This is a genomic window from Oceanobacillus halotolerans, assembly GCF_010993955.1.
GTDB classification, from domain to species: domain Bacteria; phylum Bacillota; class Bacilli; order Bacillales; family Amphibacillaceae; genus Oceanibacillus_A; species Oceanibacillus_A halotolerans.
On the sequence record NZ_WIXL01000003.1, the window covers coordinates 217038 to 242246 of the forward strand.

The window sequence follows — 25209 nt, forward strand, 5'->3', positions numbered from 1 at the left end:
TAAAGATAGAATGAATAACCTATAAGAGAAAGTGGCGATAATTATGCATAAAAAAACGTGGATTCTATTCTTCGTATTACTTTGCTTTACCTTCTTAGTAGCATGTGGAGATACAAATGAAGAGACCGAACAAGACTCTGATGATGATGAGTTAAAGGTATTGGAAGTTGATTTTCAAGTACCAGAGTCTGCTGAGGCTGGGGAAACCGTTGAATTAAAAGCCGTTGTCACCTATGGCGGCGAATTAGTGGAAGATGCCGATGAAGTAGAATTTGAGTATTGGGAACAAGGAAATGAAGATGATAGCACGATGGTTGAATCAACCAATAATGAAGATGGTACCTATACTGCTGAAGTGACATTTGATCGAGACGGTGTGTATGAAATGTATGCACATACTACCGCTAAAGATATGCACACAATGCCTATAAAAGAAATCACTATTGGGGACGGTACAACCGAACAGGAAGCAGCTCACGACAATGCGGATGAACAGGAATTAACAGAAGGTTTTAGTATGCATTTTGTGGAGCCCGAAACAATTGAAGTTGGTGAAGAAGTGGACTTAGTAGTACATTTAAAATGGGATGAGGAAGCACTTGAAAATGCTGATGTTCGGTATGAAGTAATCCAAGGAGATAACACTGAACAAACAGAATGGGCCGATGCATCCGAAACAGATGCTGGCGAATACACAGCGACTCATGCTTTTGAGCAAGCTGATACTTATACAGTTACAGTCCATGTTGAAAATGAAGATGGGCTACATGAACACGACTCTTATCAACTTGATGTAAGCGAATAAAAAGTAAACGAAAACGACTCGAAATAATTTGAGTCGTTTTTTATATTGGTGATTTCCCCTAACAATATCAGGACTAATGACTGTATGAATTACATCACGTACTTTTAATCGACTTACCACGAAAGTTTACAATTAAAGAAACAGTAATAAATTGTCCATTATATGAGATTTTCATTATAGATGCCTCATCCTAATCATTGGATCTCTGCGTAAATGAATGACTAATTTATCATTGGACGTATGATAAACAATATTACCTTCTTCTACCCTAAAAAAACTCTTTATTTACCTCTTCTTCTTGAATTGTACGTATAGGTGCAACTTCACCTGCAATTTTCTTATCACCTCTTAATGATAATCAAGTATGGAAACTAAAACAAACTGACTTGGGTACAATTCTCTTACTTCTTGCCATTTCATTTTGATTCCTCCTTTTCTTCTATTATAAATCATTTAGTAATTTATTGGGAATAGTTACGATAAAAAAGAGCTCGATAAATATATCAAGCTCTCATTACCCAATAATCCTTCACATCAACCGCCGATAAACCTTTTCCCCATTATACGAATAAACTACCTCTTTATCATCCACAACCGTCTCCATATAAACCTTCCGATCCCACAGCTGTAGATATAAGGCAACATATTCTCCAAGTATTTGAGATCCAGTTCCGTTCCTTCATAACTATGCACTAAATATAATTCGCCATTGCACATGTAATCGCCATTTTCTACCGTGATATATGGACGCATCGATACAAACTGGTCTCTGACATTTTGATAGTCTTTATCGGTAACACGATAATACTCGCCTTGCTTTTCAAACAGGTACATATCCTCCTGTTTTACTAAATCTTTTGTTAAATAATTTCGGATAAAGGATATGTCTGACTCAATTTCTCGTACTTCAAAGATCTTTAATCCTAAATAGTATGGGTTTATTTGCTGTTAGGGATGACTGCACAACACTTGCATTTAGTTTGGCAAATTCAATCGTTTCTTCCGAAGTTAGGTCCATCTCGTAGAATACGAGAGTGGAAGTGCAAGGAGGAAACCCACCCTTCATATATGAATGATATAGATATTTTTAGAATAGTCATATTATAGTGAAACCTTTTTAGCCCTTTAACCGTATGTAAAGGTAAGCTCCCATCGATGATATGGGATTATTTTTTAGGAGGAGTGTTGTTTCTACATGTTTACTGATGCCTTATTTTTTATTATTGCGATGGTAATTTTAGGAGTTGCACTGATTGGCGGGATTATTACCTTTTTTATTTTCCGTGTGCGCTACAAAACAGCCAGTTCCAATGAAGCATTGATTGTCACTGGACCAAACCTAGGGGACCCTGAGAAAGAACGAAATGTCTTTCAAGATGATAATGGTCGTTCCGTTAAAATTATTCGTGGTGGTGGCTACCGACTCCGGATGTTCCAAACATCCACACCAATCGATTTAACATCCTTTCAATTACAAGTCAATTCCGAAAAAGCCTATACAAAAGAAGGAATTCCCATTAGTGTCGAAAGTACAGCTGTAATTAGTATTGGTAGTGATTTAGAAATTATGGCCAACTTTGCTGAGAAATTTCTTGGCAAAAAGCAAAAGGAACGGGAAGAGGAATTAAAAGATGTCTTAAATGGGCATCTACGTTCGATTATTGCTTCTCTTCCGATTGAGAAAGTGTATAACGATTTTAAAGAAGTGAATTCACAAGTAAAAAAAATTGCCGAAGCAGACTTAAAGGGGATGGGATTTGAAATTACATCCTTTGCTTTAAATGATGTAGAAGATGTAGATAAGGAAAATGGCTATATTGATGCCTTAGGTCGACCACATATTGCCGAGGTTCAGAAAAAGGCAAACAAAGCAGAATCGGATGCTGAAAAAGAAACCCGTATCTATCAAGCTAAAAACGATCAAGAAGCAAAAGAAGAAGAAAACCACCGTTTAACTGCTATTGCTGAATCGAAAAATGAGCGTGAAATTAAAGAGGCCGAATTTGAAAAAGAAGCAAACCGTGCTAGAGCCAAAGCAGAACAGGCTGGCGAGCTAGAAAAACAAAAACTAGCGCAACAAGTGAAAGAAGAAGAATTGAAAGTCAAATACATTGAGCGAAATCGTGCTGTTGAACTAGAAGAACAAGAAAACAAACGTCGCCGTTCGATTGCTGACACAGAAGCCTATAGAACCACAAAAGAGGCTGAAGCAGAAGCTGAAAAGGAACGGATTAAAGGGGAATCAGAGGCAGAGGTTATTCGTCAACGCGGGATCGCCGAAGCAGAGTCGAAAGAACGAATGGCACGTGCCATGGAACAATATGGTGAGGCTGCTATCGTCGAAATGTTGATCAATGTATTGCCTAAGTATGCCGAAAAAGTCGCTGCACCAATTTCTCAAATTCAAGATATGAAGGTGATCGATATGGGTGGATCTGACTCAAAAGGTGGCTCATCAAAAGTTGCAAGTAACGTGACATCCACAATGCTAGGAATTCAAGAGTCGTTAAAAGAAACGACTGGTATGGATTTAAAACAAATGCTAGAAAGCTATGTATCTAGTGAAAAAAATGTTCATCATTTTGGAGCTGAACCTACGAAAGCTTCTCACCAAGAGGCATCCGTGACAACTGAAGCAAGTGAGCTAGATCAGGATGAGAGAGGCACAGAAGAATAAGAGTACATTAGAACAAAAAAGGTCAGAATTGATTAACCATCGATTCTGACCTTTTTATTATATTGACTTATTCGTACCATAAAATAACAGAAACGAATGTTCGTACATGTTATAATCAAAGTTACAATAGACTGGCTTTGCATGAGGGGTTAGAGCGTACTTTCGCCTTCTAGGATTTATCCTGTGGAGGGAGGTATGCCTATGGGTATGGCTGATGTAATAACACTGATGATTTCATTCGGCATGTTAATTACGTTTATTATGTCCGATAAAAATGATAAAAAATAATCCCCCATGTGCTTTAGCCAGCTAGTGAGGGATTATTCCTAAGCTATGCCTTCCCCTCTTGTTGGGGTTAGCCTATTGTAGCCGTTCCATGTTACCAGCATGGGACGGTTTTTACTATTGTATGAAATTCTATAAATATTTTACCACGAATGAAGCTTATGTACACTTAAGTAGTAGTGTTCTAAGATGTTGCTTAGCCATTTCCTCTAAAACACTCTTAGAACGACTACAATGCAAAAAGCATCTTTTATTGTCGAGAAAGATGCTTAATCTTTATCGGATTGCATGAAGGTATGCTCTTAGGCTATCTTCTACACAATCAGAGATGAGACGAACAAAAGGTTCTACATCTTGTTTAAGACTAGCCATTTCTAATGTCTCATAATACTTAATCCGTTGTTCATTTTCAGCTTTAACTATTGCAGGAGGGTATCCATTTTCCATTAATATTAAATTCATTATAAGTCTTGCAATTCTTCCATTCCCATCAGAAAAAGGATGGATATACACAAATTTAAAATGGAATAATGCAGCTAACTCCACAGGATGTAACTGTTCTTTCTTTTCATTATACCAAGTAAAAAGCCTGTCTATTTCATTTTGAACTTGCAGAAAGTGGGGAGGTGTATGTTCACTACCTGATATACGAACATTAACTTGACGATAATTCCCAGCATTTTTATTATCAATGTTTTTTATAATTAGGAAATGGATCCTCTTTAATATGTATTCATTTATGGATTGATTGGTGGTGACACATTCTTGAACAAAATCAATTGCTTCCGAGTGATTAATTACTTCTAAATGCTCTTGAAGTCTTTTCCCGCCAATGGTTAACCCTTCTTCAAGTACAATTTTTGTCTCATTAAGTGATAATGTATTTCCCTCAATTGCATTTGAATGATACGTCCATTCGACTCGGAAAACCTCAGTAAGATTTTTAACAACTTCTGGAGGAAGTGGTCTTACTTTATCTAATTCATTTTTTAGTTTTGTTATTTTACTAAACTCCACCATAAATTAGAATTCCTCCTTCTTTTCACAACCATCCATACGCTTTTATTTTATTAGTATATTTTCTACATCGTATCACAATATCCTCTAAAATAACCATTAATTAGGATAATCAGCTGTTTCCCCTAGCCTTTCCTGACTAAATCCTCTTTCATAGCGGTCTTGACTAAAGATAAGGGACCCATACATAATCTTCCATTTTTCACACTTAACGCACTTATCAAAAACTTGGCTAGCGGCACCCTTCGTTGAAAAAGGGACGATCCAATTAATTATCGTCCTCTGATTGATTCATTTTTCTAATGCATTGTATTCTTAAACGATGCTTCAAGCAAAAACCTTTTCAACATCTAAAATAAATTAAGGTAGTATTGTTGAATGAATACGTCCCCTATCTTTCGCAATGTCATGTAATTGGTATTGTTTATTATCATCAAAGGTATACACTTGGACTGTATTTAGTATAGGATTTAAGATCCAATACCCATATTGCATGTATAGATTAAGTTTAAAAACCAAGTCATAGGATTGATTTGAAGGGCTCACAATCTCCATAGTGATAGAAGGAACACCCACATATCTTTCCTCTTTTAACCCACTTTCATCACAGATCACTGACAAATCAGGAATCACAATCTTTGTGCCATCCATCACCTCATGCGTTAATTTCAATATTAAATGGCGCATGAAACACTTCACACTCAGAACCATCTACTAATTGGAAAAGTTGGGCATGTGAACGTCCAGAAATTCGTTGATGCTTTGTGGATGGGGAAGGAGACATAAAAATTACGCCATCTATATACTCCATTAATTGGTCAGAATCCTCCCTAAGCTTATAAAATTCATCCACTGTTACGTTTCTTTTCCCTGGCAAACTCAACATTCTCACCCTTTCATCACCGAAAGTATGTCTTATTACCATAGTAGTATATTCGAAAATCTAGTACACATTTTCCCACAGTCAATACAATCTACTTGATTTTTTGCCAAGGAGCGGCTTTGAATTTGTATTCTGTACCATTTCAATCTCAATACCTTGATCAATTTTACGTGCACTCAACATCGTGAAAATATAGGCAACACCTATTGAAATGATAAGCATTAAAAGAATTCCGGCCACAGTGACAATTATAGGGCTTGCTTCTTTCCAGGTTAATACCGTATAAACAATTCCAGCTATAGTGCCAAAAAATCCATCGATCTCATTACTGAATTCCTGTGCAGATGTCATTGTCTCAACTGGAATTAACAATAAGACATACGGAATAAGTGCAAAAAACAAATACACATAAGAAGCAATAAACAATAGAAATGCTGTTCCGAACTTCAACCTGTTCTGCGGATTGGCTGGGTTGTACTTCGCTCCAATTGTCCCAAGCCACATACCAATACCGCTGATACCAACAGTAATAACAGCTTTCATGGCTATCCCGCTGATTAATTGAAGGGCTGTCCACCCAAAGAAAATGCCAATAACAATTTCAATTAGGGTCAAAACAACAAATGGAATGAGCCAACTAATCCACAGCTTGCCGAATGCAATATCTTTCCCTGATAACGGTAGTATACGTAATATCCAGACCGATTTTGCTTCCCTTGCAATAGTGGAACTAGCAATCTGCCCGTTGAACATAGCATAAATAAACAAAAGTATTGCCTGGGTAATCGGCCATGTTACCTCAGTTGGACCACGTAAGTCACTTAGTTCCATTCCACCTGACACGGCCCCAGAGAATACAAAACCAAATCCAAAAAATACAATTGGCAGGAACACGAGCCATTCCCGCATATCACGCTTAACCGCATACCATTCCTTTTTCCCGATAGCAATGACAGGATGATGCAGTTTTGGTCCAGATTTTTTTGTAATGCCTTTCTTACGCCTTTTCCCACTGCCTTCACTTAACTTAACCCAGCCAGTGCGGAAACCTTTCTCAACGAGTGTCGATGTTAATAGCATAAAAATTGCCGCTAAGACAACTATCATAAGAAAAGGTACCAAAAAGTCGATTGAACCTATACTTGCAGCAATAATTGCCTCACTCGCCCACGTTACTGGCAACCATTCTGGGAACAGTGGGAGACCTGAAAGAATCAGTTCAGACAATGGACGATCATTTGCCATATTCGGAAACATGAATAATAAATAGACAAATATACCTGATAACACGCTCATCACGGTCATAAATTCATTTGCCTTACTCGCTGGAATAATTTGCACCAAGACTAGGTTAAACAAATACGCAATCGATAAACCGATCACAATAACTGCCGGCAAAGTGAGCAATCCAACAGGGTAATACAGGAGATTTGCGCCGATAAAAATCCCATAAACATACAATGGTACAATATAAAGAATAAATACTAATAATGGGATTCCAGCGAAACTCTGTACATATTTCACCCAAAAAATGTATCTTGTCGGAATCGGCATCGTAAATAACAAGTTTAGATCCGTTGCGGAATACAGGTGTTTAAACACTTGTGGCAACCCAAGCAAAATGATAAACCCAATTACAAGCAAAAATCCGTATGATAAGATGCCAGCTAAAATAGGTTTGGTAATAGAATCACCAATTGCCCAGATTCCCTCTGATAACCAATACAACAGAATTGCAAATACGATGAACATAACTAGGTAGCTTAAATAATTCTTCCCTGGTTGTGATCGCATTGTATTTAAAAATATTTTCCACTGATTTTTCAACAGGGCAGTCATCATTTAGCATCACCGTTATCGGAAATTTCACTGATTATTGCCTGCTGATCCTCGCCACCAGTCAACTCCAAGAATATATCCTCCAAACTTTGATCCGCATTTTCACCGCTGCTCCTTAATTCATCCATCGTTCCGAGCGCAATGATATCACCTTCAAAAATAATCCCGACCCGATCACACATTTGTTCGGCAATTTCCAAGATATGTGTGGATAGAAACGCTGTCATGCCATTGTCACAAAGCTCACGAAGTAGGTTCTTCAGACTGCGTGCACTTTTTGGGTCCAGTCCGACTGTCGGTTCATCTAAAAACAGTACATCTGGTTCATGAATGAGCGCACCACATATCGCGATTTTTTGTTTCATCCCGTGCGAATAGCTTTCGATTAAGTCATTAGCCTGATCAGTCAAGCTAAAAATTTGCAACAATTCGTCTGCTTTAGACTGGAACCTGTCTTTTGGAATTCGAAAAACGGACGCAACAAACTCAAGGTAATCCCATCCCGTCAATTTTGGATAAAGATTTGGTTGATCAGGTACATAAGCAATGTTCTTTTTGGCATCAATTGGGCTTTTCCAAATATCAATCCCCTTAATTTCTGCCGTCCCACCTGTAGGCTCCAGCAGGCCTGTCAACATTTTAATCGTCGTTGTCTTTCCCGCACCATTCGGTCCAAGAAACCCGAACAATTCACCTTGTTTTACTTCAAGGGATAAATCTTTCACAGCGACATGTCTTCTATATGATTTTGTTAGATTTGTCAGTTTGATTGATTTGTTTTCCATCGACTCACCTTTCATTTGATGTAACATTTTTTATAAAGCAGCATTCATTAATTTTATTTCTAACTAATACCAAATAATATTAAAGCACACACAACTGCAAAACCTATGAAGAATAGTATTTTTTTTTGAGAAAGAAGTCTCTTCTACCCATCCCCATCTTTCAAAGACGAGAGAATGTACAACAACTCCCATAACAATAAGAATAATAATTAGGGTAAAATCCATACAAGTTTAACCTCCAATGTTGTATAACTTTTTTCAACTTTACTGTATTACGGTTTATTATGATTAAAGTTTCAGGTACATTTCCTTTTTTAGAGGTTCTTTTAGTAAGGATTGTTGCTTTTGTACGAGGGACGTAGAGGAAATATGCTTGCTTTCCGCGGACGGACCATCAAGCCTCGTTACAATAGTTTGTAATAAATTCTTCCATTGATATAGAAAAAAGAAACATTGAAAGAATGAGGGACATAACACCATACGCTTTATGGTAGCTAGATGACATTAAAGTGACGTGAATTAAACCCTTAAAATCCCACCGATTTCTCATATAACAATAAAACCAATTACTTAATTTAAAACATATACTGTGAACATTTTCTGTTAATTGAAGAAGAAAAAGTATTTTTATTCCTCTCTTGATTTCGCTAAAAGATAATTTATAGGCCCTGCAAAAATTAGCCCACCAGCAGCTATTCCTAAGAACACGGCAGAATAGGAAACCAGTTCAATATCCTTTCCGATTATATAATCTGTTAAAATCCGAAGAATCGTAATGATTGTGGGAAATACTAGTGTCCAAAATAACATTATTTTTAATCCTTTTGGCATATTTTCTCCCTCCCTTTCTAATTCTTTCAACAATCCCACACTCTGTTAAAGATGGGTAAGGAAATTCACTACCACAGTGGTTCTTCTTCATTCGATAATTCCATTAACAGTGGACTAAATCCCATTATAAATAAAAAAGTCACTAATAACATCCCCAGGGTTATGGAAGGGGGAATATCAAATAAAATGGACAGAAGCATAATCAAAGGAGCCAAAAATGGGAGTAAAGAATTTCTTTTTCTTGCTTTAGTTGTAAGATATTGCTTTCGGTCACAGTACGGACATTCCATAGCCGTGTCCAATGTAAACATCTTTTTAAAACTTTGTTTCCAACTCCACTCTTTTCCGCAATTTCGACAAGTTGGCATTTATTAAGCACCTCTCATTTAATGGTTTTTATTTTAAGTGTTCATATTCTCAATACCGAGAATCCAAGGTAGTAGCAGTATAGCAATTCCTATAATTATAATAAGGGTACCAAAAAATTTTGATGAAAGTTCATCATTGTATATGACACCCTGTTTTAAGAAGTAATCAAGTAAACTAGGTACTTTTCTTGTGAAAATTAAATAACCGAAGTAAATGAACACTAAGCCAATTAACAGCACAAAAACCACTTGAATCGGCACAACTCTCACGTCCTCTGACTACATTTTTTTCTTTTTAACTATTTATAAGGTTGATACAGATTAAAAGTTTCGTTTATAGCAGGCTTCTTCCACTCTACTTCCATTCTTTAATGATTTTTAATTCTTGATTTAATTATCATCCTTACGTAATCTATTCGTAATTTTTTCGATAAACCACCAAGTAATAAAAATAGTGATAAAACAAAAAAGCATAATTCAAAGTAAGCCTATTGTCACATCAAAATTTTGTTCCGTGACATAGACAGTTGTTGCTGGATATCGATTTTCAATTTGAAAATAATTTTTCATCACGGTAAACATACAGCGATATAATTAAACCAATTACTATTCCCCTAATTGATAGCCAAAATTTTTTCTTCACTTTAACTATCCCTGACAAATCGTTCCCGCGAAAATAGTTCTTTTGTAACATGAATGATTGCACATTTCGTCTTCCAACCGACTCGTTTCAGCTTCACATGTTTGACTTCATCTAAATGAACTTCTTTCTCATAGATTAATTTATCAAATAAAATTACCTGATACACGAGTGATTGATCCTTAATTTTCAGCTTATAGTGTACAAATATCGCTCCTAGCAAAAATAGAAATACTGGCGCAAAATAAAAGATCATATGAAAGTTATTCTCCATGACGGTTATCATTAAAACTTCGAAAAGAAAAAGGTTCAAATGAGATAGCCGCTGCACTTTTGTGTGATAAACCAACTACACTCCCCCTCTATTATTTCAGTTTATTTACGGCATTACCTAATTCTTCCATAAACTGTTCTGCTGACAAACTTCGGTCACCACCACCTTGTGCAACAGAATCATTTCCACCGCCTTTTCCATCAATAACTGGCAGCACCTGCTTCACTAATTTGTTCATACTAATAACCACATCATCACTTCGGGAACAAACAAGTTGCAGTTTGGTATCGTTTTCCGAAACTAGTAATACAACCACCTGGCTCGTTTTCATTGGAATCAACTTTGCCAATTGCTGCATTTCCTTCATGGAACGGTTCTGGAAAATAGCTTTTACGATTTTCCGATTATGAACCCACTTTGCCTCATCGATTAGTGTTTTAGCTTCAGACTTAAGAAGTTGTGTTTTCAATTGATCGATTCTCTTTTCCTGATTCTTGTTTTGCTGTAAGACTTGTTCGGTTGCTTCTACTAGTTTTTCCTGAGGGGCACTAAGTTGTGAGGTTAGACCTTGAATGACATGGTGTTTTTCATGAAGTTGGTTCAGCACTCTATTTCCACAAACAAAGTAGACACGAATATTTTTCTTTTGTTTTTCCAAATGTAAGACTTTAATGGAGGAAATTTCTCCTGTTGATTGTGGGTGTGTTCCGCCACAACCGTTATAATCGATAGTTGGGATGATGACTAAACGAATATTGTCTGTTACAGATACTGCTTTTCGTAGCGTAAAATTCGAAAGCTCCTCATCCGTTACCCATTTTGTTTCAATTGGGTGATTTTCTAAGATAAGCTGATTCGCCTTCTCTTCAACTTGCCTCGCTTCCTCATCTGATAGGTCGTGAGCTTTAATATCAATCGAGCAAATTGTTTTTCCTAAATGAAAGCTAACTGTTGGGTAACCATGATCATCTTCTAATATTGCCGATAAAATATGCTGACCTGCATGCTGCTGCATATGATCAAAACGGCGATTCCAATCAATTTTGCCAACAAGTTCGTTGTGTACTATCAATGGCTTCTCGATAAAATGTCTAATTTCACCATCAACCTCTTCCACGTCATACACCCTGACATCCTGTAATGTTCCCGTATCGTGTGGCTGGCCACCACCAGTTGGATAAAAGTGAGTTTGATCTAGCACAACATAGTCACGTTCCTTTTCATCCTTACTGACTTTTACCACATTGGCTGTAAACGAACGATTATATTGGTCTTTATAATATAGTTTTTTGGTTGTCATTTTGGTACACTCCTTGCTTTTTCTTACTTGTAATGATGCTTTTCCGTTAATAATTGATCCAATTTTTGTTCAATCCGATTTAACTGTTTATTTCGGTTTATCATCGTCACAAATACCAATACAATTCCTGCTACAACTAAACTTAGGATTATAAAGAAAAGTAATTGAAAAATCATATCACCAATATGTAATCCACCTAGAGTTGATCCGATTAGCATCTAAATCCTCCTATCCTACTATCGTCTCGTAAATTTGTGAATTGTTCTGCACTCTCTTATCTATTCCTGTTTTGGTACTGACAAGCGTACGTTCTCGATTTACTTTTTACGGCTTTTCTTGCTTGAATGTGCATTGATAAGTGTGCTCTGTTACCTTTTCACTGATTTTCTTGCTGTTCTGGGCACTGACAAGCACTCCCGTTAGAAGCGTGAACTCACTAACCCATATTTCACCTATCTTCTCCACTTATTTCGTTTGGTTATAAAAGCATTCGCAAACACAATTCCCAAAATGGCACTGGCTATGGAAATGATCATCAAATAGTCTGTCTGGATGGTGATAATGAAATAAAACGGAAACGTGATAACCAAAACGGTTACAAATACAAATAAACCTCTAATAAGTGAATTAATCGTCCTCACCTGCTTTGTGTTAGAGTGGTCTTTCCAATGATTGAAGATCTTCCTCTAAATTCATCACTTTCTGTTCAACCATTTCCTTTGCATCTTTTATACCCTGATTATAAAAATAAGGCCCAACTTCTTTTACAAGAAAATCAAATAGATTCTCTGCTGCTAAATCACCAATTTCCTCTGATCGCTCCTGCTCAAAGTAGACTTTTAGATTCTCTTTTATTTTATCTTTTTCAGCTTTTGAAAATCTGACATACATTAATCTCGCTCCGTCCTTTTAATTTTAGACCGTTTCGACCGGCCACATCCTATTCAATTCCTCTATACTATCCTTCTCGTAATGATTGGTAAACCTCCCATTCCCCGTTTCGCTTCACCATTACATTTAGCGGTGCATCTCCTTTTCCATATTCCTCTCCATTGGCAGTATAAACAGCTGTTCCTGCTGGAAGTTTTGATGCATATAAGTTCCAGAACCACCATGTATTTGTCGTCTGCTTCTTAATTTCACCGATCTTTTCCCCTTTGGTATACTCCCTTTCGCTAATCCAATCACGATTCGATACATTGGAGTAGACCAGACCATCTAATTGTAAGATATCAGCATCTGCGTTTCCATCTAGAATATCCTTGGCACTTGGGTTATCGGTGCCAACTTGCGGTGGGAAGTGACCTGTTAGGGATAAGACAGCTAGGAAGAATAAGAACGAAACTAACACACAATATATGATTACTTTTCTCATTAAAATCCCCCATAAAAATCAACCTGTTTGATTGGATTTTTCGACCCACAGTACGCCGCATTCTTAGTCATACCCGCCAGGTACCACGTGGTAAAGATTTATCCCCACACAAACCATCATTCATTTTGATAGCAAGTTTCATAATCATTCTTCATCAGCCAACTTTGACAAGCAAGCCCGCTGTCATGATAAATCTCATGATTCACATCTAATTCAACACTTCTATTTGAGTTTGGAAATTCCAGGCTTTCATTCTTAATGTATAAGGTGTCTTCATTTTTCCATTCCATTGAAAAAGTACGTTTCGCATCACTATGATAGATGGTCTTCACCTCTCCACTATCATGAGAGGTAACATCTACCCAAAGATTAACACCACCCGCTGCACCACCATACGTCTTAAAATAGGCATTCGCTGTATATTTTTCGGTTGGTGATTCAACAGGTCCTTCATACAACTCACCATCAAGGTTATCGAATGTAAAGAAGTACTTGGTGTAGCCAATTACGCCAAAACCGATAACAAAACTAATGATTGTAGCAGTTAGAAGCTTTTTCGGAAAAGGCTTCCTTTTAATAAAAGAAACACTACATGTAACCAAAAAAATGATTAAAAAGAGAGACGCAATCATTAAACTGACATAACCAATTAAACTTACATAAGGATTCATATACACTCTCCTCTGCTATGCAGACGAAACAAAGTACCAATGCTCATCAAGCTTTTTAATCTCTTTGAAATCCCCGCCAAATGAACGTCGGGATGGCCCCTCATCATTCGGGGAATAAACAATACCAGAGAAATTATCGAGCACTCCTCGAAATGTGAAGAATAATACTGCATAATCTTCTCCTTGTTTATCGATCATAACATCTCCACCACCAGATGACACGTGTGTATAACAAGCTGGTAGGTGAATAAGAGATGAATTGTGGGAAACGTTCGCTTGAAGGGTTTCCTTTTGGATCATTGTTACCACTTCATTTCTGGCTGATTTCTTCCACAAAAAATCGACGTGTATGGCTAGTTGATTAAACGGAATCACAACCAATAAAAAGATCGTGACAACATGTATCACAAAAGGTTTCCAATCCTTTTTCCAAAATAACCGGATAATCGTGATAATGAATAGGACACCAAACAGTCCATATACAACAAACCAGACAAATGGCATAAAAAATGGCGTAAAGACCTCGATTAACTTCCATTGAAAGAACGCCATGATCAGGAGGAACAGACTATATGCTACGGATAAAATTACTAATTTATTGATAGGAATAACTATCCCCCATTTAAATTAAATCGAAGTTAATAAAATAATAAAAGAACAAATCGATAAGGTAATATCAAGGTATCCTAATTTCCGATTATCCTGTTGTAATTCAATTATTCCCGTTGTTAAGAGATAAGCACCTAATAAGGCAAATAACCAAGTCAGATGATAACCATAGAGAAAACTATAGATGATATATCCGACTAAAAGTATTCCAATCCCAATTCTTACTTGTTTTAACATCACTTTCCCCCCCATTTACGCAGCGATACTAAAGATATTTTTCCATTCCTGGTCCAGCAGCAGGTCTTTCTTGGAAACCGTATTTTTTATAAAAGTCTGCTTTTCCCTCTGCAGCAGTCAATTGCACCCATTTAATGCCTTTCGCTTTACAATGATCTAGTAACATATGTAACACGGTACGGCCTAATCCTTTTTTCTGATAGGCTGGGTGAACAATTAAATCCCCTATTAATGTTTGATAGACACCATCTGAAATGATCCGACCAAAAGCAATTAACTCGTCCTCATCATAAACAGCAACTAGATACCAGCTGTTTGTTATAGCTTGAAACAATTCATCCTCTGTAAAACCATGATTTTCGTTCCATCCTGTTGTTTCATATAATCTAAAAAACAGTTCTTTATCAGGTACTGTATTTGTGTATGTAAAATCCAATTGTAATCCTCCAATTCATTTTGATTCTTTTTTTAGTTTACTAGAATTAAATTAGTATTAAAACTAGTTGAGAGAACTCATTAAGAGCCGTAATATCCAGCTGTATAAAGAAGCAGAACACCAACAAACGTGACAACTATCCCAATTATAAATACAACTCCTATTGTCTTAAATTCCTTTGTATCAAACCATACAACTGCTGCTATGATTACGGTGAAAATAATTCCAAAAAAGATAGAAGCATACGGATTCGTAGGCTGAATCCAGTCATACCAATTAACAAATCCCATTCAATCACTCCTTTTCCATCATGTGATTTGACCAAGCAGAAAGGAATTATTCCGAAGTTGTGCCGCTTCTCTTGAGGGACTGGACTATTGTAGCCGTTCCATGTTACAGCATGGGGTTACAATATTGGATGAATTCCAACACGTTTCCCCACTCCCTGAAATTGAATGGTATTACTTATTTTACCATAAATATTCTGAATATATTGTGAAGAAGATACGTTCTTCATTTTTTAAAAACATAAAATCAGACTTTCTCTCGAAAAAAATGTTATAATTTGTAGGAAGTTAACGAACATCACAATGTAGAAAAGGAATTTGCATATAAAATGGAAACAAAACTTAGTAAAATTTTAGCCGCAACCGTTAAAACAGGTATTATTAAATCGAATTTGATCCCCATGTTTGCTGGTCTAACACTGGCACTGTACACCTATAAAATACCAATAACGGATAAAATCCTCGAAATTATATGTGCTTTTATCGGTTCTGCACTAATTATTGGTGCTGCTGGTGCCTTTAATAATCTATATGACCGTGATATTGATTCCATTATGGAGCGGACGAAAGTAAGGCCAACTGTTACAGGGCAAATTAGCACTAAAGTGGTCTTATGGCTTTCGATTGGAATGTCTATTGTTGGAATCGGTGCTCTTTTATTTACGACTCCCTTAGCAGCATTCTTAGGTTTCATGGGATTGTTTTTATATGTCGTGCCTTACACGATGTGGAGTAAACGAAGGACTGTATATAATACAGAAATCGGAAGTTTATCTGGGGCTATGCCACCATTAATTGGCTGGGCGGCGATGTATCCGGATATTACACACCCTGCAATTCTTGGTTTATTTGTTATTTCGATTCTTTGGCAAATGCCTCATTTCTATGCCATTGCCATTCGAAGACAGGATGAATACAAAGCAGCTAATGTCCCAATGCTTCCTGTTGTCAAAGGAATCAGAAGAACGTACATCCAGACAAACGTCTATTTAGTCGTTATGATTGCGATTAGTCTTTTATTTAGTTCATTAAGTATTGGCCTAATGCTTGTGGGGTTACTTATGGGAACGATATGGCTGGTTATTAGTATTAGAGGATACAACAAAATGGACTCCAAAAAATGGGCCAAATCATTGTTCATCTTTTCACTTTTATACATGACCATTCTATTTTCAACAGTCATTATCTATTCACTGATGGGGATTATTTTTGATTTGTAAGTTACATTAAGCGAATTACTCATGAAGATACGCTTTCATATATAAAAGATATATCCTTTACTGGAAAGCAAATAATAAACGCCAATAACTAGATAACTCCATTTTGATTTTTAATTTAAAGTCTTATAATGTAGTGTTATTGGCTGATTTTCTTCCATAGTTGCCTTATATAAACTAATATTTCCGACAGTTGGTTCGGAAGCAGCAGAATGAACCTTAAAATTTTCATTTAAGGATATGGTCCAAACGGCTTCGTTATTTTTCTTTAAAACAACAGCAAGTGTACCAAACTGCTCCATATTTTCCCACTCGAATAATTCTGTTTCACCATTTTCCGTAACAGATATTCCTTCTGTATTGCTTACAACTGATACATCACTCCCTTCCCATCGTCCATGAATTTCGGCTCCAACATAATAATAAGAGCTACCACTACCACGATCACCATAAGTACCGATAAATTGCTGAATGGTATCGTCAACAGCTTTGTATGTAACGGCTGCAACATCATCTGCTAACCATTCCACATTATACTCCCCGTCTGTTTCATAGGGTAATCTTTCTTTTGGACGAGCTAAAATGCCGTAATACGATCTATAATAAACGGCTTCTCCATTCTTCACATTTTCTTTAATGGATAAAACATGTTTAAAATCAGGTGATAGGCTTGTTATATTTTTAATTTCCTGGTTACTTGTAACAAGCAGCACCCCATTAACAACAATGAACACGACCATAACACTAGCACCAATCCATCTCCACTTTTTCGTAAGTGTAAGCAAAAGCAAAATTGCGAGCCCTAAACAGGTCACACAGAGAATATTTATGATGTAAAAAAGCCGATTATCAATATACTCTACTTGAAACCTTTCATGTATGAACAAATACCCTAATTGCAAACAAAAGAAGCCAGCCGCAAAAAGGAATAGAATCCAGCCTATTATTTTTCGTATATCCTTATTTTGTTTCATTTGGCTGTACCTCCATCGAAAATTCCCATGTTTTACCGTTATCTTCTGAAATGAATTTTCCTTTCACGTTTCCACCTTTATAATCACCATTAGGACCTTGGTTAACCAAAACAGACAAATGATCATCCTCTTTTACTGGAAATTCTGCCTGAACAAAGATTCTATCATACTTCTCCGGAATAGGAATAACTGCTTCAGTCCAAGTATTTCCGCCATCTTGTGTAACATAAACGTCTGGTTCCTCAGGATTAATCGTTCCATAGGACATAAATCCTGTCGTTTCATCTACAAAACCACCATCAGCAAGTAATCTCGTTGTCGGTGGACTAGCTGTTTCCTTCCAATTTTCTCCACCATCATTCGTTAAAAAGGAAGTGGAAAACTCTTGAGACATAGTTCGGTCACCAGAAAGAACAACATACCCAAACTGATCATTTAAGAAATCCACTTTTCGAAACCTTATTGGTGGAAAGGTTTCCGTAACAACGCTTTCTTGCCATGTTTTTCCTTGATCGAGGGAGTATATTAAAAATGTCCGACCTTGCTTATATAAAAATGCAGCACGATTTTCATTAAGAATATAGCTCCCAGCAATTAATTCTTGTTTGTTCCCATTGTACTCTCCATCAAATAATTGGCCTTTTTCAACCGGAACCCTTACCCAGTCCTTTCCTTTATTGTAGGTAATATTTAGCTCGTCGTTTTGTAATGTATAACTAATCGTATCATTATTTACTGGCTGTAATGGCTGGGCATAAGGTTGTTCTAGTTCATTTGATGGGTTTGTATTCTCTTGCATTTCATTTGGTTGATTTAATTCTGGAAGCGTAATCTGGTCTTGACTTTGGTAAAAGAAAATACCAATGGTTAAGCCAATCATCATCGCACCAGCTACACCAAGGATAACATTTCTCACTGGAATCACTCCCGATATGGTATTTTATTTTAATATGCAATTATAATTATATGCGCATTCCCTGAAGCACAGATGTAATGTTACTGAGCTAACGACCACTTATTTATATTAACATCTTTGTTCCAAATCATCCGACCAAAATCTTGCACTTTAGCTATTTTCTAAAAGATTGTTGCTTTTCCCAGAATAAATCTTAAGACATAGTTGATAAATTATGAGACGTTAAGAAAGCAACAAAGTATGAGAAAAGAGTCTTTATTTTAATAGTTGGACTTTACTGTGTGTACAAAAAATGATTAAGTAGAAGGAGATTAATGGTAGTTTCATAGGGGGAAAATTGATGAAAAGTCAAATTCTTTTTATCATCATCAGTACTTTGATTACATGTAGCATTCTTGCTTTTATCGAGCATGGAATTGAGATAAACTATCTTGTGAAAACAGGCAGCAAAATTGCTTTATTTGCGCTGAATATTGCCCTATATATAAAACTGTATAACGACTTTAACATAAAAGACATCATAACATTGAAACGGATCGATAAGCGTGAATGGAAACGTATTTTGTTATTAGGTATTACATCTGCAAGTTTTGTATTGATTGCATTTTTTATTGCTGAACCATTTATCGATTTAGATCGTATTCAACAAGACTTGGATAATCGACTAGGGATTACTGCATCAGGGTTTATTATAGTAGGATTGTATATATCGTTTGGGAATTCGTTTCTAGAAGAGTACTTTTTTAGGGGTTTTATCTTTTTTAATTTACCTAGAAAACTAGCATATATGTATAGTCCCCTTTTGTTTGCCACCTATCATATACCAATGATTATGTTATGGTTTGAGCCAGTTATCATTATGGTTTGTTTTTTTGGATTATGGGCCATTGGCATCACCTTTCACAAAGTAAATAATCGAAATAGCACGATCTGGTCTTCCTGGATTATTCATATTTTTGCGGATATGATCATTATTATTATTGGGTGTACTATTATTTACACATAACTGGATTTATAGGAGCGCAAAAAACTTTGTCGACAAACCACTATCATTAGCAAGACAACACTTTTGCGAGAACGTGGTGTTGCAAATCAACCTTATATTTTTCAGTATAGTATAAAAATTGGGGTGCATGTCATTGACTTATATCCCCCTTTAGACCCCTATAGGTATATAATTACAGTTATTGTCTAACTGGTTAAACCTTGCTGGAAATCCATTAATTGATAATATCGCATTGATTGCGATTGAATTCTTAATTTATGGACCAGTAATGTTAATCGGTCTACAAGCATTTGACTATGTTCCTAAAAAAGCTGCTGGTTTATTCGGTTATCTTGGTGGTTCCGTTGCTGCAAACGCACAATTATAGATGTAGTAGTTGAAGTAAATGGCTGGAATGCAGGATTTACCATGCTTACTGTATCTCGTGTACTAGCTGTTATCCTATTTTTATTCACATGGAATGTCCGTAGACAAGAAGTCGTTAAAAATTATTTATGAATGAATGAAGCTGTCTAATACTCCAAAATTTAGAGACCAAATCATTGATTTGGTCTCTTCTTTGGTAATTAATTAAATCAACTATATCTTTTGCCTTTCTGTACTTATACTTCAAATGTACAACTTTTATCTAGAGGATATATTGGCCTTTGTATCTTTTTATAATTATAGTAGAATGCATTACTTGTACTAATCCCTTGGGAATCTACTGTAATAATTTTTTGTGCAATAGGCTGGAAAGCCGCACGAAAATGTTGTGAAGATTTTAATGCAACAATCTTATACTGATTTACATCAATTCCGTGTAACAAGAAAATTTGTTCATCTAGTGTTTGTGACTTAGTAGAACAAACAATAACATCCACATTCCCTATTTGTAGACGAACTGATTTGCCTAATTTAACTGTTGCTCCCTTTGACATGGGGGATGTTTGTATAAATTCCCCATCAGTTAAACTCTTAACGTAAGCTTTCACAGGCAAAGGTTCTCCATGTTGAGAATCTGTCTTACCGCCTAAGTCTACATTAATAGTGGAACCTATTCCATTACGATGAGCAAGTTCAACGACAGAAGGATCATACATAAAACCAAAACATGTACCTGGAATATTTTTCTTTAATAAAGCTTCTAATAAAAATGTACCATCTCCAGGTGCACCACTCCCCGGATTATCAGCTGTCTCATTTATGACAACTGGATAGTCTTCCGTTTCAAGAGCTTGAACAATACCATTTTCAGGAGAAGGGTGATTATGCACAAACTTCTTCCTTAACTGCCACACTTCTCGAGCTACATCTTCGCTAATCCTTTTCGCTTTTTTTATATTATTATTTGTTATACTAAGAATGGAAGATCCAGTTATAGCGGTATCAGATCGTGCAAAGCCATGAAAAAAGGTACAGTCTATTACATCTTTTTCTTTTTCCTTTTCCCAACACAGTTGATTTACATCTTTAGCAGGTGACTGATACGTGGTTGTTGGGAAAATTAGTAAAGGTAATTGTACTAGAGACATCTTTGGCAATACTTCTCCACGTACAATTTTTACAGTTAAATCTATTGCCTCTTTCCCACGATCATACGTATCTGTATGTGGGTAATGATTTACTCCAAGAAGTGCTGTTGCTGCTTCAACCATGGTCTCTGTTAAATTACCATGTAAATCTAACGTTACTATAATTGGCATATCATACCCTATAACATTCCGTAAATCTTTCAATAAAGCTCCTTCTAAGTCCTCATGATTTTCAGTAACCCCTCCACCATGTAAAGCAATACAAATAGCATCAAGGTTAGGTTTAGATTGTATACCTTTTATTAATTCATCTTTTAACCTTTCATATGTTTGTTTTGTAATCGTTCCTGATGGATTACAATAGGTGGAAAAGGTCGGTATTAACTCTACGTCAAGTTCATTCCCTTTATCGATCATACCTCCTAAGTAGTTCCGCACTCCACAATGTGTTTCTACAATATCTTCTCCATAATTCCATTCATAATCTTTAAAAGAATCTACTGTCGTTTTCCTATTAGAAAACGTATTACTCTCATGTAATATTTGTGCTATTGCAATGCGCAAGTGACCATCCCCCTTTTCATTACATAATAAGTACCACCAAACTACAAGGTCTATTTTACGTATCCGAAACCATCATGGTATGAAATGTGGGTCCCGAACTCTATAGACAGATTACTAAAATCGCCAATTATTTTTTCCGCATCAATACTCTTGGCCAAGTATGGCGTACCACGTTTATAGGGTTTATTCCCGTGGGATAATCCAACAGGTACTATATCTATTCCCGTTAGTTGTTCATCTTCAAAATAACAAACAGGCATCACAGTTTGCCAATATAGATCATCTCCCGGAAATCCTTTCTGACCATTATCACTACGTATGCGAAACACTTCACTTGGTGTAAACGTTTCCTCAATGCCAAATCTTCTATAGGAGTCTGCTGGTAGTTTATATATCAACTCATTTTGACCGATAAAATTACCAAGACTATAGAATATCGGTTTACCTTTGTACATTTCCATCCCACGCAACAAATGTGGACCATGCCCAACTACTATATCTGCGCCTGCATCAATGACGCGATGTGCAAACGTCCTTATAAATTCTGCAGGTTTTTCTCTTGTATCACCTTGCTCATGTGCATGCAAACTTACAACGGATATTTGTGCTCGCGCTTTAGATTCTCTAACCCATTGGCAAATTTCTTCTAAATCTTTCGAGTTTGGTTGGGTTCTCACTTCAGGATTTTCAGCTATACGAAATTTCGCATTTAATGGACTCGTTGCTCTTAGATTTGTATCTACCAATGGCAATAGTTTTGGGTCTTGTTCTTCCGAAGCAAATCCAAGATTTATAAACTCTTGACGTTGCTGCTCAATTCCTAAATCACGTGAGATTGTTTCCAGTAAATTAAATTGATCACTAGTAACTTCATAGATTGTTTCATATCGTAATGGGTTGATACCTGGTCGCCCTTGAACTTCCGACCTTTGTTCTCCAGCGGATTGTTCTTCAAAAAAAGTAGATGTACATGATAACATTGCAACACTACCACTCGTAAAATCTGTGTACGCAGGCATCCTAGCCTCTGTAAGGGACCTACCTACACCAGCATAAGACATATTTCTACTTTCCAATTGTTCTAATGTTTCAAGTAATCCTTCGACACTATAATCCAATGCGTGGTTATTCGCACATGAAAATAAGTCGAACCCTAAATCTAATAAATCATCTAATACCCAATTATGAGCAGCAAAATGTGCTCCATCACTACGTGCTGCAGGATAACCTTTAAAATCATTAGGTAATACTTCCAGATTTGTAAACGCAACATCTGAATCTCGTATCATTTGAAAGAGCTCTTTTGTAGACTCTCCAATGGCAGAAAACTTACGAGCTATAATACTATCACCTGTAAGGGCTATCTTAAAATTCCTAGAATTGTCAACCATCTTATACTCCTCACATTCATTTATATAAATATAGAAATAACCTTCAATTACCTAAACCCAAATTTATTGAATATTACCTAAAGATATAAAGTTCCATTCTCCATATCTTTAGGTTCTAACCCTACTATGAATAATAGTCTACTAGACTAGTAATTACTTTTAAGAAACCTATACACTAACTCTCCTATTTGCGCAATTGCTTTTTGACCATCACAATTACTTGATAAGTCGGAAAGAAGTACAGCAATATATACTTTCTCTTCTTTGTATTCCAAAATCCCTACATCATGCTCAACCCCTGGCAATTCACCTGTTTTATGGGCCATGACCAAACTGCCTGGAATATCTTTTTGGTGTAATAGTCCTGGAAGTTTTGTATTAAATTGTTGATGTTTTAGTATCCTTAAAATACTAGCCTTACTGTCATCACTTAGTAAATTTCCGTGCACTATTTCTTTTAATAGGAACACCATATCATTGGCAGAAGTGTAATTATTACTTCCTTTTTTAATTGCTTCCATATCCATAAAATATCGGCCTAAATCAGTATTCTTACAACCAGCTTCTTCACATAATCTATTAACCTCTGAAAAACCTAGGTTTTTAATAGCAAGATTAGCTGCCGTATTGTCCGAAACAATTATCATTAGCGTAAGGATATCTATCCAAGCAAGGGGATTAGCAGACGCAAGGGAATTTAAGACTCCCATGCCACCAACTTTATCTTCCTCCAAATATCTTATTTTTGTCATTTCACTAAATTTCTTGTTCTCGATTACTCTATACCCTTCCATTAGGATAGGTATTTTAATGATACTAGCCGCAGGCATTTTTTTATTTCCATTTAAGGATATTTGATTATTCCCTATTTCGATTACAATACTATATTCTCCCTGTATATCTTCGAAGCAGTTCTCAATACTTTTTTCCAGTTCAGAGATTTTCAACGAAATTCCCTCCTAGTGTCAATGAGATAGTAGCTAAATAAAGAATGAACGAACAGTTACAAACAATATAACTGTAACCGAGGCTACGAAACCGAACACAATCATATTCTTTATATCATTTGACCGAGCTATACCCATTGCACCTAGTGTATCCCCTGTTGGATATAAGAAGGATGTTAATTGTGAACCCACCAATAATACTATTACCCAAATTGACATTGGTATCGCTAGATCAGTCGCAATACCACCAAACATTTCGTGCATAATAACACTTTGTGCAACTGCCGCTCCTGGAATCCCTGCAATACCTATAATAGTTGTTAGAATAACCATAACTGAACTACTACTACTCTCTATAAATGGCATTAAAAGATCCGCTAACGCTTCAAATCCACCCATCGTTTCAATATATTGTATGAATGGTGTAAATAAAACAAATTGGAAAAATAGCCAAACCATTGGTTGAGCACCTTTTACAAAAGTCTCAGCTAATTTACTAGGATGTAAACGACCAACTAATCCTGTCACAATAGCGGTAGACAATATGACAAAAATAGCAAATGTAGAACCGCCTTCAATAATTATTCCATAAACTAATAGACCGATTAACGTAATTAAAAAGGCCCAAGTTGATTGATTTACTATATTCCTATTTTTACTATCTTTATCATCCTCACTTACCGAGACAATATCTTCTTCTGAATAAGGATGCTCCTTTAAGGATTTAGGCAAAATTTTCTTTGCATAAAAGTAAGTAACTATCCAGAGAACGATAGATACAGGTATACTGGCAGAAATCAGTATTTCAAGATAACTTAACCCAGTTAACTCCATTAAGGTTACCATTGGTGGAGTGAATGGGCCGAGAAATAAACCAGTTGCTCCTGCTCCTTGGAATAAAATAGCTACAACACTAGAAGATAATCCAACGGAGGCAACAATTGGTATAACTACTGGTGCGATCACCGCATTTGCACCTGCTAAAGTACCTAGTAAAGCAACTAAAACGGTCGAGGCAATCATTGTACCAATTATGGCCCTTTTTGGCGTAGAAATCCCTACTTTATCCATAATAAAACTTACTATCCGCTTTGCCACTCCGGTTTCCTCTAAAATTTTACCTAAACCCGCACCCGCCATAATAATTAAACCAACATATGCTAAAAATGAACCTAGTCCATCTTGAATAGAGGTTGATATTTCAGTAATTGATTGTCCACTAAGAATAGCTCCTACAATTAAAGAGGCTCCAATTGCGGCCACTGGGTTCCACTTTCTAAAAACCAATATAATAAATAGGATCATCGGGATTAATCCCAATAAAGTGGGAGCTTCAAACATCATGCTTCCTCCTTTTCTAA

At 36.3% G+C, this 25209-nt stretch carries 27 protein-coding genes and 2 pseudogenes; 5 read left to right on the forward strand and 24 right to left on the reverse strand.

Annotated elements, in window-relative coordinates; genetic code table 11:
- Nucleotides 1-43: 43 nt before the first annotated feature.
- Nucleotides 44-805 carry a FixH family protein gene (locus GHC26_RS06320; RefSeq protein ID WP_163970414.1) on the forward strand — a complete coding sequence of 254 codons (762 nt, stop codon included), beginning with the start codon at nt 44-46 and terminating at the stop codon, nt 803-805.
- A gap of 529 nt (nt 806-1334) precedes the next feature.
- Here GHC26_RS06320 and GHC26_RS06330 read toward each other — a convergent pair.
- A pseudogene (locus tag GHC26_RS06330) lies at nt 1335-1893 on the reverse strand (SpoVR family protein); the annotation flags it as partial.
- A gap of 107 nt (nt 1894-2000) precedes the next feature.
- Between GHC26_RS06330 and GHC26_RS06335 the strand changes: the two are divergent.
- Nucleotides 2001-3482, forward strand: a complete 1482-nt coding sequence (locus GHC26_RS06335; protein WP_163970415.1) for a flotillin family protein — start codon at nt 2001-2003, stop codon at nt 3480-3482.
- Nucleotides 3483-4043: 561 nt separating this feature from the next.
- Here GHC26_RS06335 and GHC26_RS06340 read toward each other — a convergent pair.
- The 17 genes from GHC26_RS06340 to GHC26_RS06415 all read right to left on the reverse strand — a co-directional run bounded on the left by GHC26_RS06340 (nt 4044) and on the right by GHC26_RS06415 (nt 15322).
- On the reverse strand, nt 4044-4787 hold the full coding sequence (locus tag GHC26_RS06340; RefSeq protein WP_163970416.1) for a Fic family protein: 744 nt from the start codon (nt 4785-4787) through the stop codon (nt 4044-4046).
- Nucleotides 4788-5144: 357 nt separating this feature from the next.
- On the reverse strand, nt 5145-5471 hold the full coding sequence (locus GHC26_RS16120) for a Uma2 family endonuclease (protein WP_318936979.1): 327 nt from the start codon (nt 5469-5471) through the stop codon (nt 5145-5147).
- Nucleotides 5440-5670, reverse strand: a complete 231-nt coding sequence (locus GHC26_RS16125) for a Uma2 family endonuclease (protein ID WP_318936992.1) — start codon at nt 5668-5670, stop codon at nt 5440-5442. The genes GHC26_RS16120 and GHC26_RS16125 overlap by 32 nt, the downstream gene beginning before the upstream one ends.
- A gap of 78 nt (nt 5671-5748) precedes the next feature.
- Nucleotides 5749-7506 carry a putative ABC transporter permease subunit gene (locus GHC26_RS06350; RefSeq protein WP_163970417.1) on the reverse strand — a complete coding sequence of 586 codons (1758 nt, stop codon included), beginning with the start codon at nt 7504-7506 and terminating at the stop codon, nt 5749-5751.
- A complete protein-coding gene (locus GHC26_RS06355; RefSeq protein WP_163970418.1) occupies nt 7506-8291 on the reverse strand; it encodes an ABC transporter ATP-binding protein in 786 nt (261 codons plus the stop codon). The genes GHC26_RS06350 and GHC26_RS06355 overlap by 1 nt, the downstream gene beginning before the upstream one ends.
- A 627-nt stretch (nt 8292-8918) precedes the next feature.
- On the reverse strand, nt 8919-9122 hold the full coding sequence (locus tag GHC26_RS06360; protein ID WP_163970419.1) for a hypothetical protein: 204 nt from the start codon (nt 9120-9122) through the stop codon (nt 8919-8921).
- 68 nt (nt 9123-9190) lie between these two features.
- Complete coding sequence (locus GHC26_RS06365) at nt 9191-9490, reverse strand: TIGR04104 family putative zinc finger protein (RefSeq protein WP_163970420.1); 300 nt, start codon at nt 9488-9490, stop codon at nt 9191-9193.
- 644 nt (nt 9491-10134) lie between these two features.
- Nucleotides 10135-10479, reverse strand: a complete 345-nt coding sequence (locus GHC26_RS06370; RefSeq protein WP_163970421.1) for a hypothetical protein — start codon at nt 10477-10479, stop codon at nt 10135-10137.
- A 16-nt stretch (nt 10480-10495) separates the two neighbouring features.
- A complete protein-coding gene (locus tag GHC26_RS06375; RefSeq protein WP_163970422.1) occupies nt 10496-11704 on the reverse strand; it encodes an alanyl-tRNA editing protein in 1209 nt (402 codons plus the stop codon).
- A gap of 23 nt (nt 11705-11727) precedes the next feature.
- Entirely contained in the window at nt 11728-11922 is a 195-nt protein-coding gene (locus GHC26_RS06380) for a DUF4083 family protein (RefSeq protein ID WP_163970423.1), read from the reverse strand.
- Between the two features lie 433 nt (nt 11923-12355).
- Nucleotides 12356-12595: a DUF2164 domain-containing protein gene (locus tag GHC26_RS06385; protein WP_163970424.1), complete on the reverse strand. Its 240-nt coding sequence runs from the start codon at nt 12593-12595 to the stop codon at nt 12356-12358.
- 67 nt (nt 12596-12662) lie between these two features.
- On the reverse strand, nt 12663-13079 hold the full coding sequence (locus tag GHC26_RS06390) for a hypothetical protein (protein ID WP_163970425.1): 417 nt from the start codon (nt 13077-13079) through the stop codon (nt 12663-12665).
- A gap of 116 nt (nt 13080-13195) precedes the next feature.
- Nucleotides 13196-13750, reverse strand: coding sequence for a DUF5412 family protein (locus GHC26_RS06395; protein WP_163970426.1), 555 nt, complete (start codon nt 13748-13750; stop codon nt 13196-13198).
- A 15-nt stretch (nt 13751-13765) separates the two neighbouring features.
- Nucleotides 13766-14302 (reverse strand): hypothetical protein, encoded by a 537-nt coding sequence (locus GHC26_RS06400; protein WP_163970427.1) that lies wholly within the window; start codon nt 14300-14302, stop codon nt 13766-13768.
- 75 nt (nt 14303-14377) lie between these two features.
- Nucleotides 14378-14596, reverse strand: a complete 219-nt coding sequence (locus GHC26_RS06405) for a DUF3953 domain-containing protein (RefSeq protein WP_163970428.1) — start codon at nt 14594-14596, stop codon at nt 14378-14380.
- 28 nt (nt 14597-14624) lie between these two features.
- Nucleotides 14625-15032 (reverse strand): GNAT family N-acetyltransferase, encoded by a 408-nt coding sequence (locus GHC26_RS06410; RefSeq protein ID WP_163970429.1) that lies wholly within the window; start codon nt 15030-15032, stop codon nt 14625-14627.
- 80 nt (nt 15033-15112) lie between these two features.
- A complete protein-coding gene (locus GHC26_RS06415; protein ID WP_163970430.1) occupies nt 15113-15322 on the reverse strand; it encodes a hypothetical protein in 210 nt (69 codons plus the stop codon).
- Nucleotides 15323-15648: 326 nt separating this feature from the next.
- Here GHC26_RS06415 and cyoE point away from each other — a divergent pair, with 326 nt between their 5' ends.
- On the forward strand, nt 15649-16539 hold the full coding sequence (gene cyoE, locus GHC26_RS06420; RefSeq protein WP_163970431.1) for a heme o synthase: 891 nt from the start codon (nt 15649-15651) through the stop codon (nt 16537-16539).
- Nucleotides 16540-16649: 110 nt separating this feature from the next.
- Here cyoE and GHC26_RS06425 read toward each other — a convergent pair whose 3' ends face one another.
- Nucleotides 16650-17510: a hypothetical protein gene (locus tag GHC26_RS06425; RefSeq protein ID WP_163970432.1), complete on the reverse strand. Its 861-nt coding sequence runs from the start codon at nt 17508-17510 to the stop codon at nt 16650-16652.
- The gene (locus GHC26_RS06430; protein ID WP_163970433.1) at nt 17497-18426 is read right to left on the reverse strand and encodes a WD40/YVTN/BNR-like repeat-containing protein; all 930 of its coding nucleotides are present in this window, start codon (nt 18424-18426) and stop codon (nt 17497-17499) included. Before GHC26_RS06430 ends, GHC26_RS06425 begins: the two co-directional genes overlap by 14 nt.
- Nucleotides 18427-18766: 340 nt before the next feature.
- Between GHC26_RS06430 and GHC26_RS06435 the strand changes: the two genes are divergently transcribed.
- The gene (locus GHC26_RS06435; protein ID WP_163970434.1) at nt 18767-19432 is read left to right on the forward strand and encodes a CPBP family intramembrane glutamic endopeptidase; all 666 of its coding nucleotides are present in this window, start codon (nt 18767-18769) and stop codon (nt 19430-19432) included.
- Between the two features lie 172 nt (nt 19433-19604).
- Nucleotides 19605-19930, forward strand: a pseudogene (locus tag GHC26_RS15905) (glycerol-3-phosphate transporter); the annotation flags it as partial.
- A gap of 104 nt (nt 19931-20034) precedes the next feature.
- Here the strand turns inward: GHC26_RS15905 and GHC26_RS06445 are convergent.
- The 4 genes from GHC26_RS06445 to GHC26_RS06460 form a co-directional block, all read right to left on the reverse strand.
- Nucleotides 20035-21510, reverse strand: a complete 1476-nt coding sequence (locus GHC26_RS06445; RefSeq protein ID WP_163970436.1) for a M81 family metallopeptidase — start codon at nt 21508-21510, stop codon at nt 20035-20037.
- Between the two features lie 50 nt (nt 21511-21560).
- Nucleotides 21561-22901 carry a CapA family protein gene (locus GHC26_RS06450; protein WP_163970437.1) on the reverse strand — a complete coding sequence of 447 codons (1341 nt, stop codon included), beginning with the start codon at nt 22899-22901 and terminating at the stop codon, nt 21561-21563.
- Nucleotides 22902-23047: 146 nt separating this feature from the next.
- Nucleotides 23048-23848 carry a serine hydrolase gene (locus tag GHC26_RS06455; RefSeq protein ID WP_163970438.1) on the reverse strand — a complete coding sequence of 267 codons (801 nt, stop codon included), beginning with the start codon at nt 23846-23848 and terminating at the stop codon, nt 23048-23050.
- A gap of 33 nt (nt 23849-23881) precedes the next feature.
- Nucleotides 23882-25189 carry an SLC13 family permease gene (locus tag GHC26_RS06460; RefSeq protein ID WP_163970439.1) on the reverse strand — a complete coding sequence of 436 codons (1308 nt, stop codon included), beginning with the start codon at nt 25187-25189 and terminating at the stop codon, nt 23882-23884.
- Nucleotides 25190-25209 lie beyond the last annotated feature (20 nt).

Excerpts from the sequence above, each read along its gene's own strand:
- GHC26_RS06320 (WP_163970414.1), top strand. The coding sequence starts at position 44 with ATGCATAAAAAAACGTGGATTCTATTCTTCGTATTACTTTGCTTTACC.
- GHC26_RS06335 (WP_163970415.1), top strand. The coding sequence starts at position 2,001 with ATGTTTACTGATGCCTTATTTTTTATTATTGCGATGGTAATTTTAGGA.
- GHC26_RS06340 (WP_163970416.1), bottom strand. The coding sequence starts at position 4,787 with ATGGTGGAGTTTAGTAAAATAACAAAACTAAAAAATGAATTAGATAAA.
- GHC26_RS16120 (WP_318936979.1), bottom strand. The coding sequence starts at position 5,471 with ATGCGCCATTTAATATTGAAATTAACGCATGAGGTGATGGATGGCACA.
- GHC26_RS16125 (WP_318936992.1), bottom strand. The coding sequence starts at position 5,670 with ATGTTGAGTTTGCCAGGGAAAAGAAACGTAACAGTGGATGAATTTTAT.
- GHC26_RS06350 (WP_163970417.1), bottom strand. The coding sequence starts at position 7,506 with ATGACTGCCCTGTTGAAAAATCAGTGGAAAATATTTTTAAATACAATG.
- GHC26_RS06355 (WP_163970418.1), bottom strand. The coding sequence starts at position 8,291 with ATGGAAAACAAATCAATCAAACTGACAAATCTAACAAAATCATATAGA.
- GHC26_RS06360 (WP_163970419.1), bottom strand. The coding sequence starts at position 9,122 with ATGCCAAAAGGATTAAAAATAATGTTATTTTGGACACTAGTATTTCCC.
- GHC26_RS06365 (WP_163970420.1), bottom strand. The coding sequence starts at position 9,490 with ATGCCAACTTGTCGAAATTGCGGAAAAGAGTGGAGTTGGAAACAAAGT.
- GHC26_RS06375 (WP_163970422.1), bottom strand. The coding sequence starts at position 11,704 with ATGACAACCAAAAAACTATATTATAAAGACCAATATAATCGTTCGTTT.
- GHC26_RS06380 (WP_163970423.1), bottom strand. The coding sequence starts at position 11,922 with ATGCTAATCGGATCAACTCTAGGTGGATTACATATTGGTGATATGATT.
- GHC26_RS06385 (WP_163970424.1), bottom strand. The coding sequence starts at position 12,595 with ATGTATGTCAGATTTTCAAAAGCTGAAAAAGATAAAATAAAAGAGAAT.
- GHC26_RS06390 (WP_163970425.1), bottom strand. The coding sequence starts at position 13,079 with ATGAGAAAAGTAATCATATATTGTGTGTTAGTTTCGTTCTTATTCTTC.
- GHC26_RS06395 (WP_163970426.1), bottom strand. The coding sequence starts at position 13,750 with ATGAATCCTTATGTAAGTTTAATTGGTTATGTCAGTTTAATGATTGCG.
- GHC26_RS06400 (WP_163970427.1), bottom strand. The coding sequence starts at position 14,302 with ATGGCGTTCTTTCAATGGAAGTTAATCGAGGTCTTTACGCCATTTTTT.
- GHC26_RS06405 (WP_163970428.1), bottom strand. The coding sequence starts at position 14,596 with ATGTTAAAACAAGTAAGAATTGGGATTGGAATACTTTTAGTCGGATAT.
- GHC26_RS06415 (WP_163970430.1), bottom strand. The coding sequence starts at position 15,322 with ATGGGATTTGTTAATTGGTATGACTGGATTCAGCCTACGAATCCGTAT.
- cyoE (WP_163970431.1), top strand. The coding sequence starts at position 15,649 with ATGGAAACAAAACTTAGTAAAATTTTAGCCGCAACCGTTAAAACAGGT.
- GHC26_RS06425 (WP_163970432.1), bottom strand. The coding sequence starts at position 17,510 with ATGAAACAAAATAAGGATATACGAAAAATAATAGGCTGGATTCTATTC.
- GHC26_RS06435 (WP_163970434.1), top strand. The coding sequence starts at position 18,767 with ATGAAAAGTCAAATTCTTTTTATCATCATCAGTACTTTGATTACATGT.
- GHC26_RS06450 (WP_163970437.1), bottom strand. The coding sequence starts at position 22,901 with ATGGTTGACAATTCTAGGAATTTTAAGATAGCCCTTACAGGTGATAGT.
- GHC26_RS06460 (WP_163970439.1), bottom strand. The coding sequence starts at position 25,189 with ATGTTTGAAGCTCCCACTTTATTGGGATTAATCCCGATGATCCTATTT.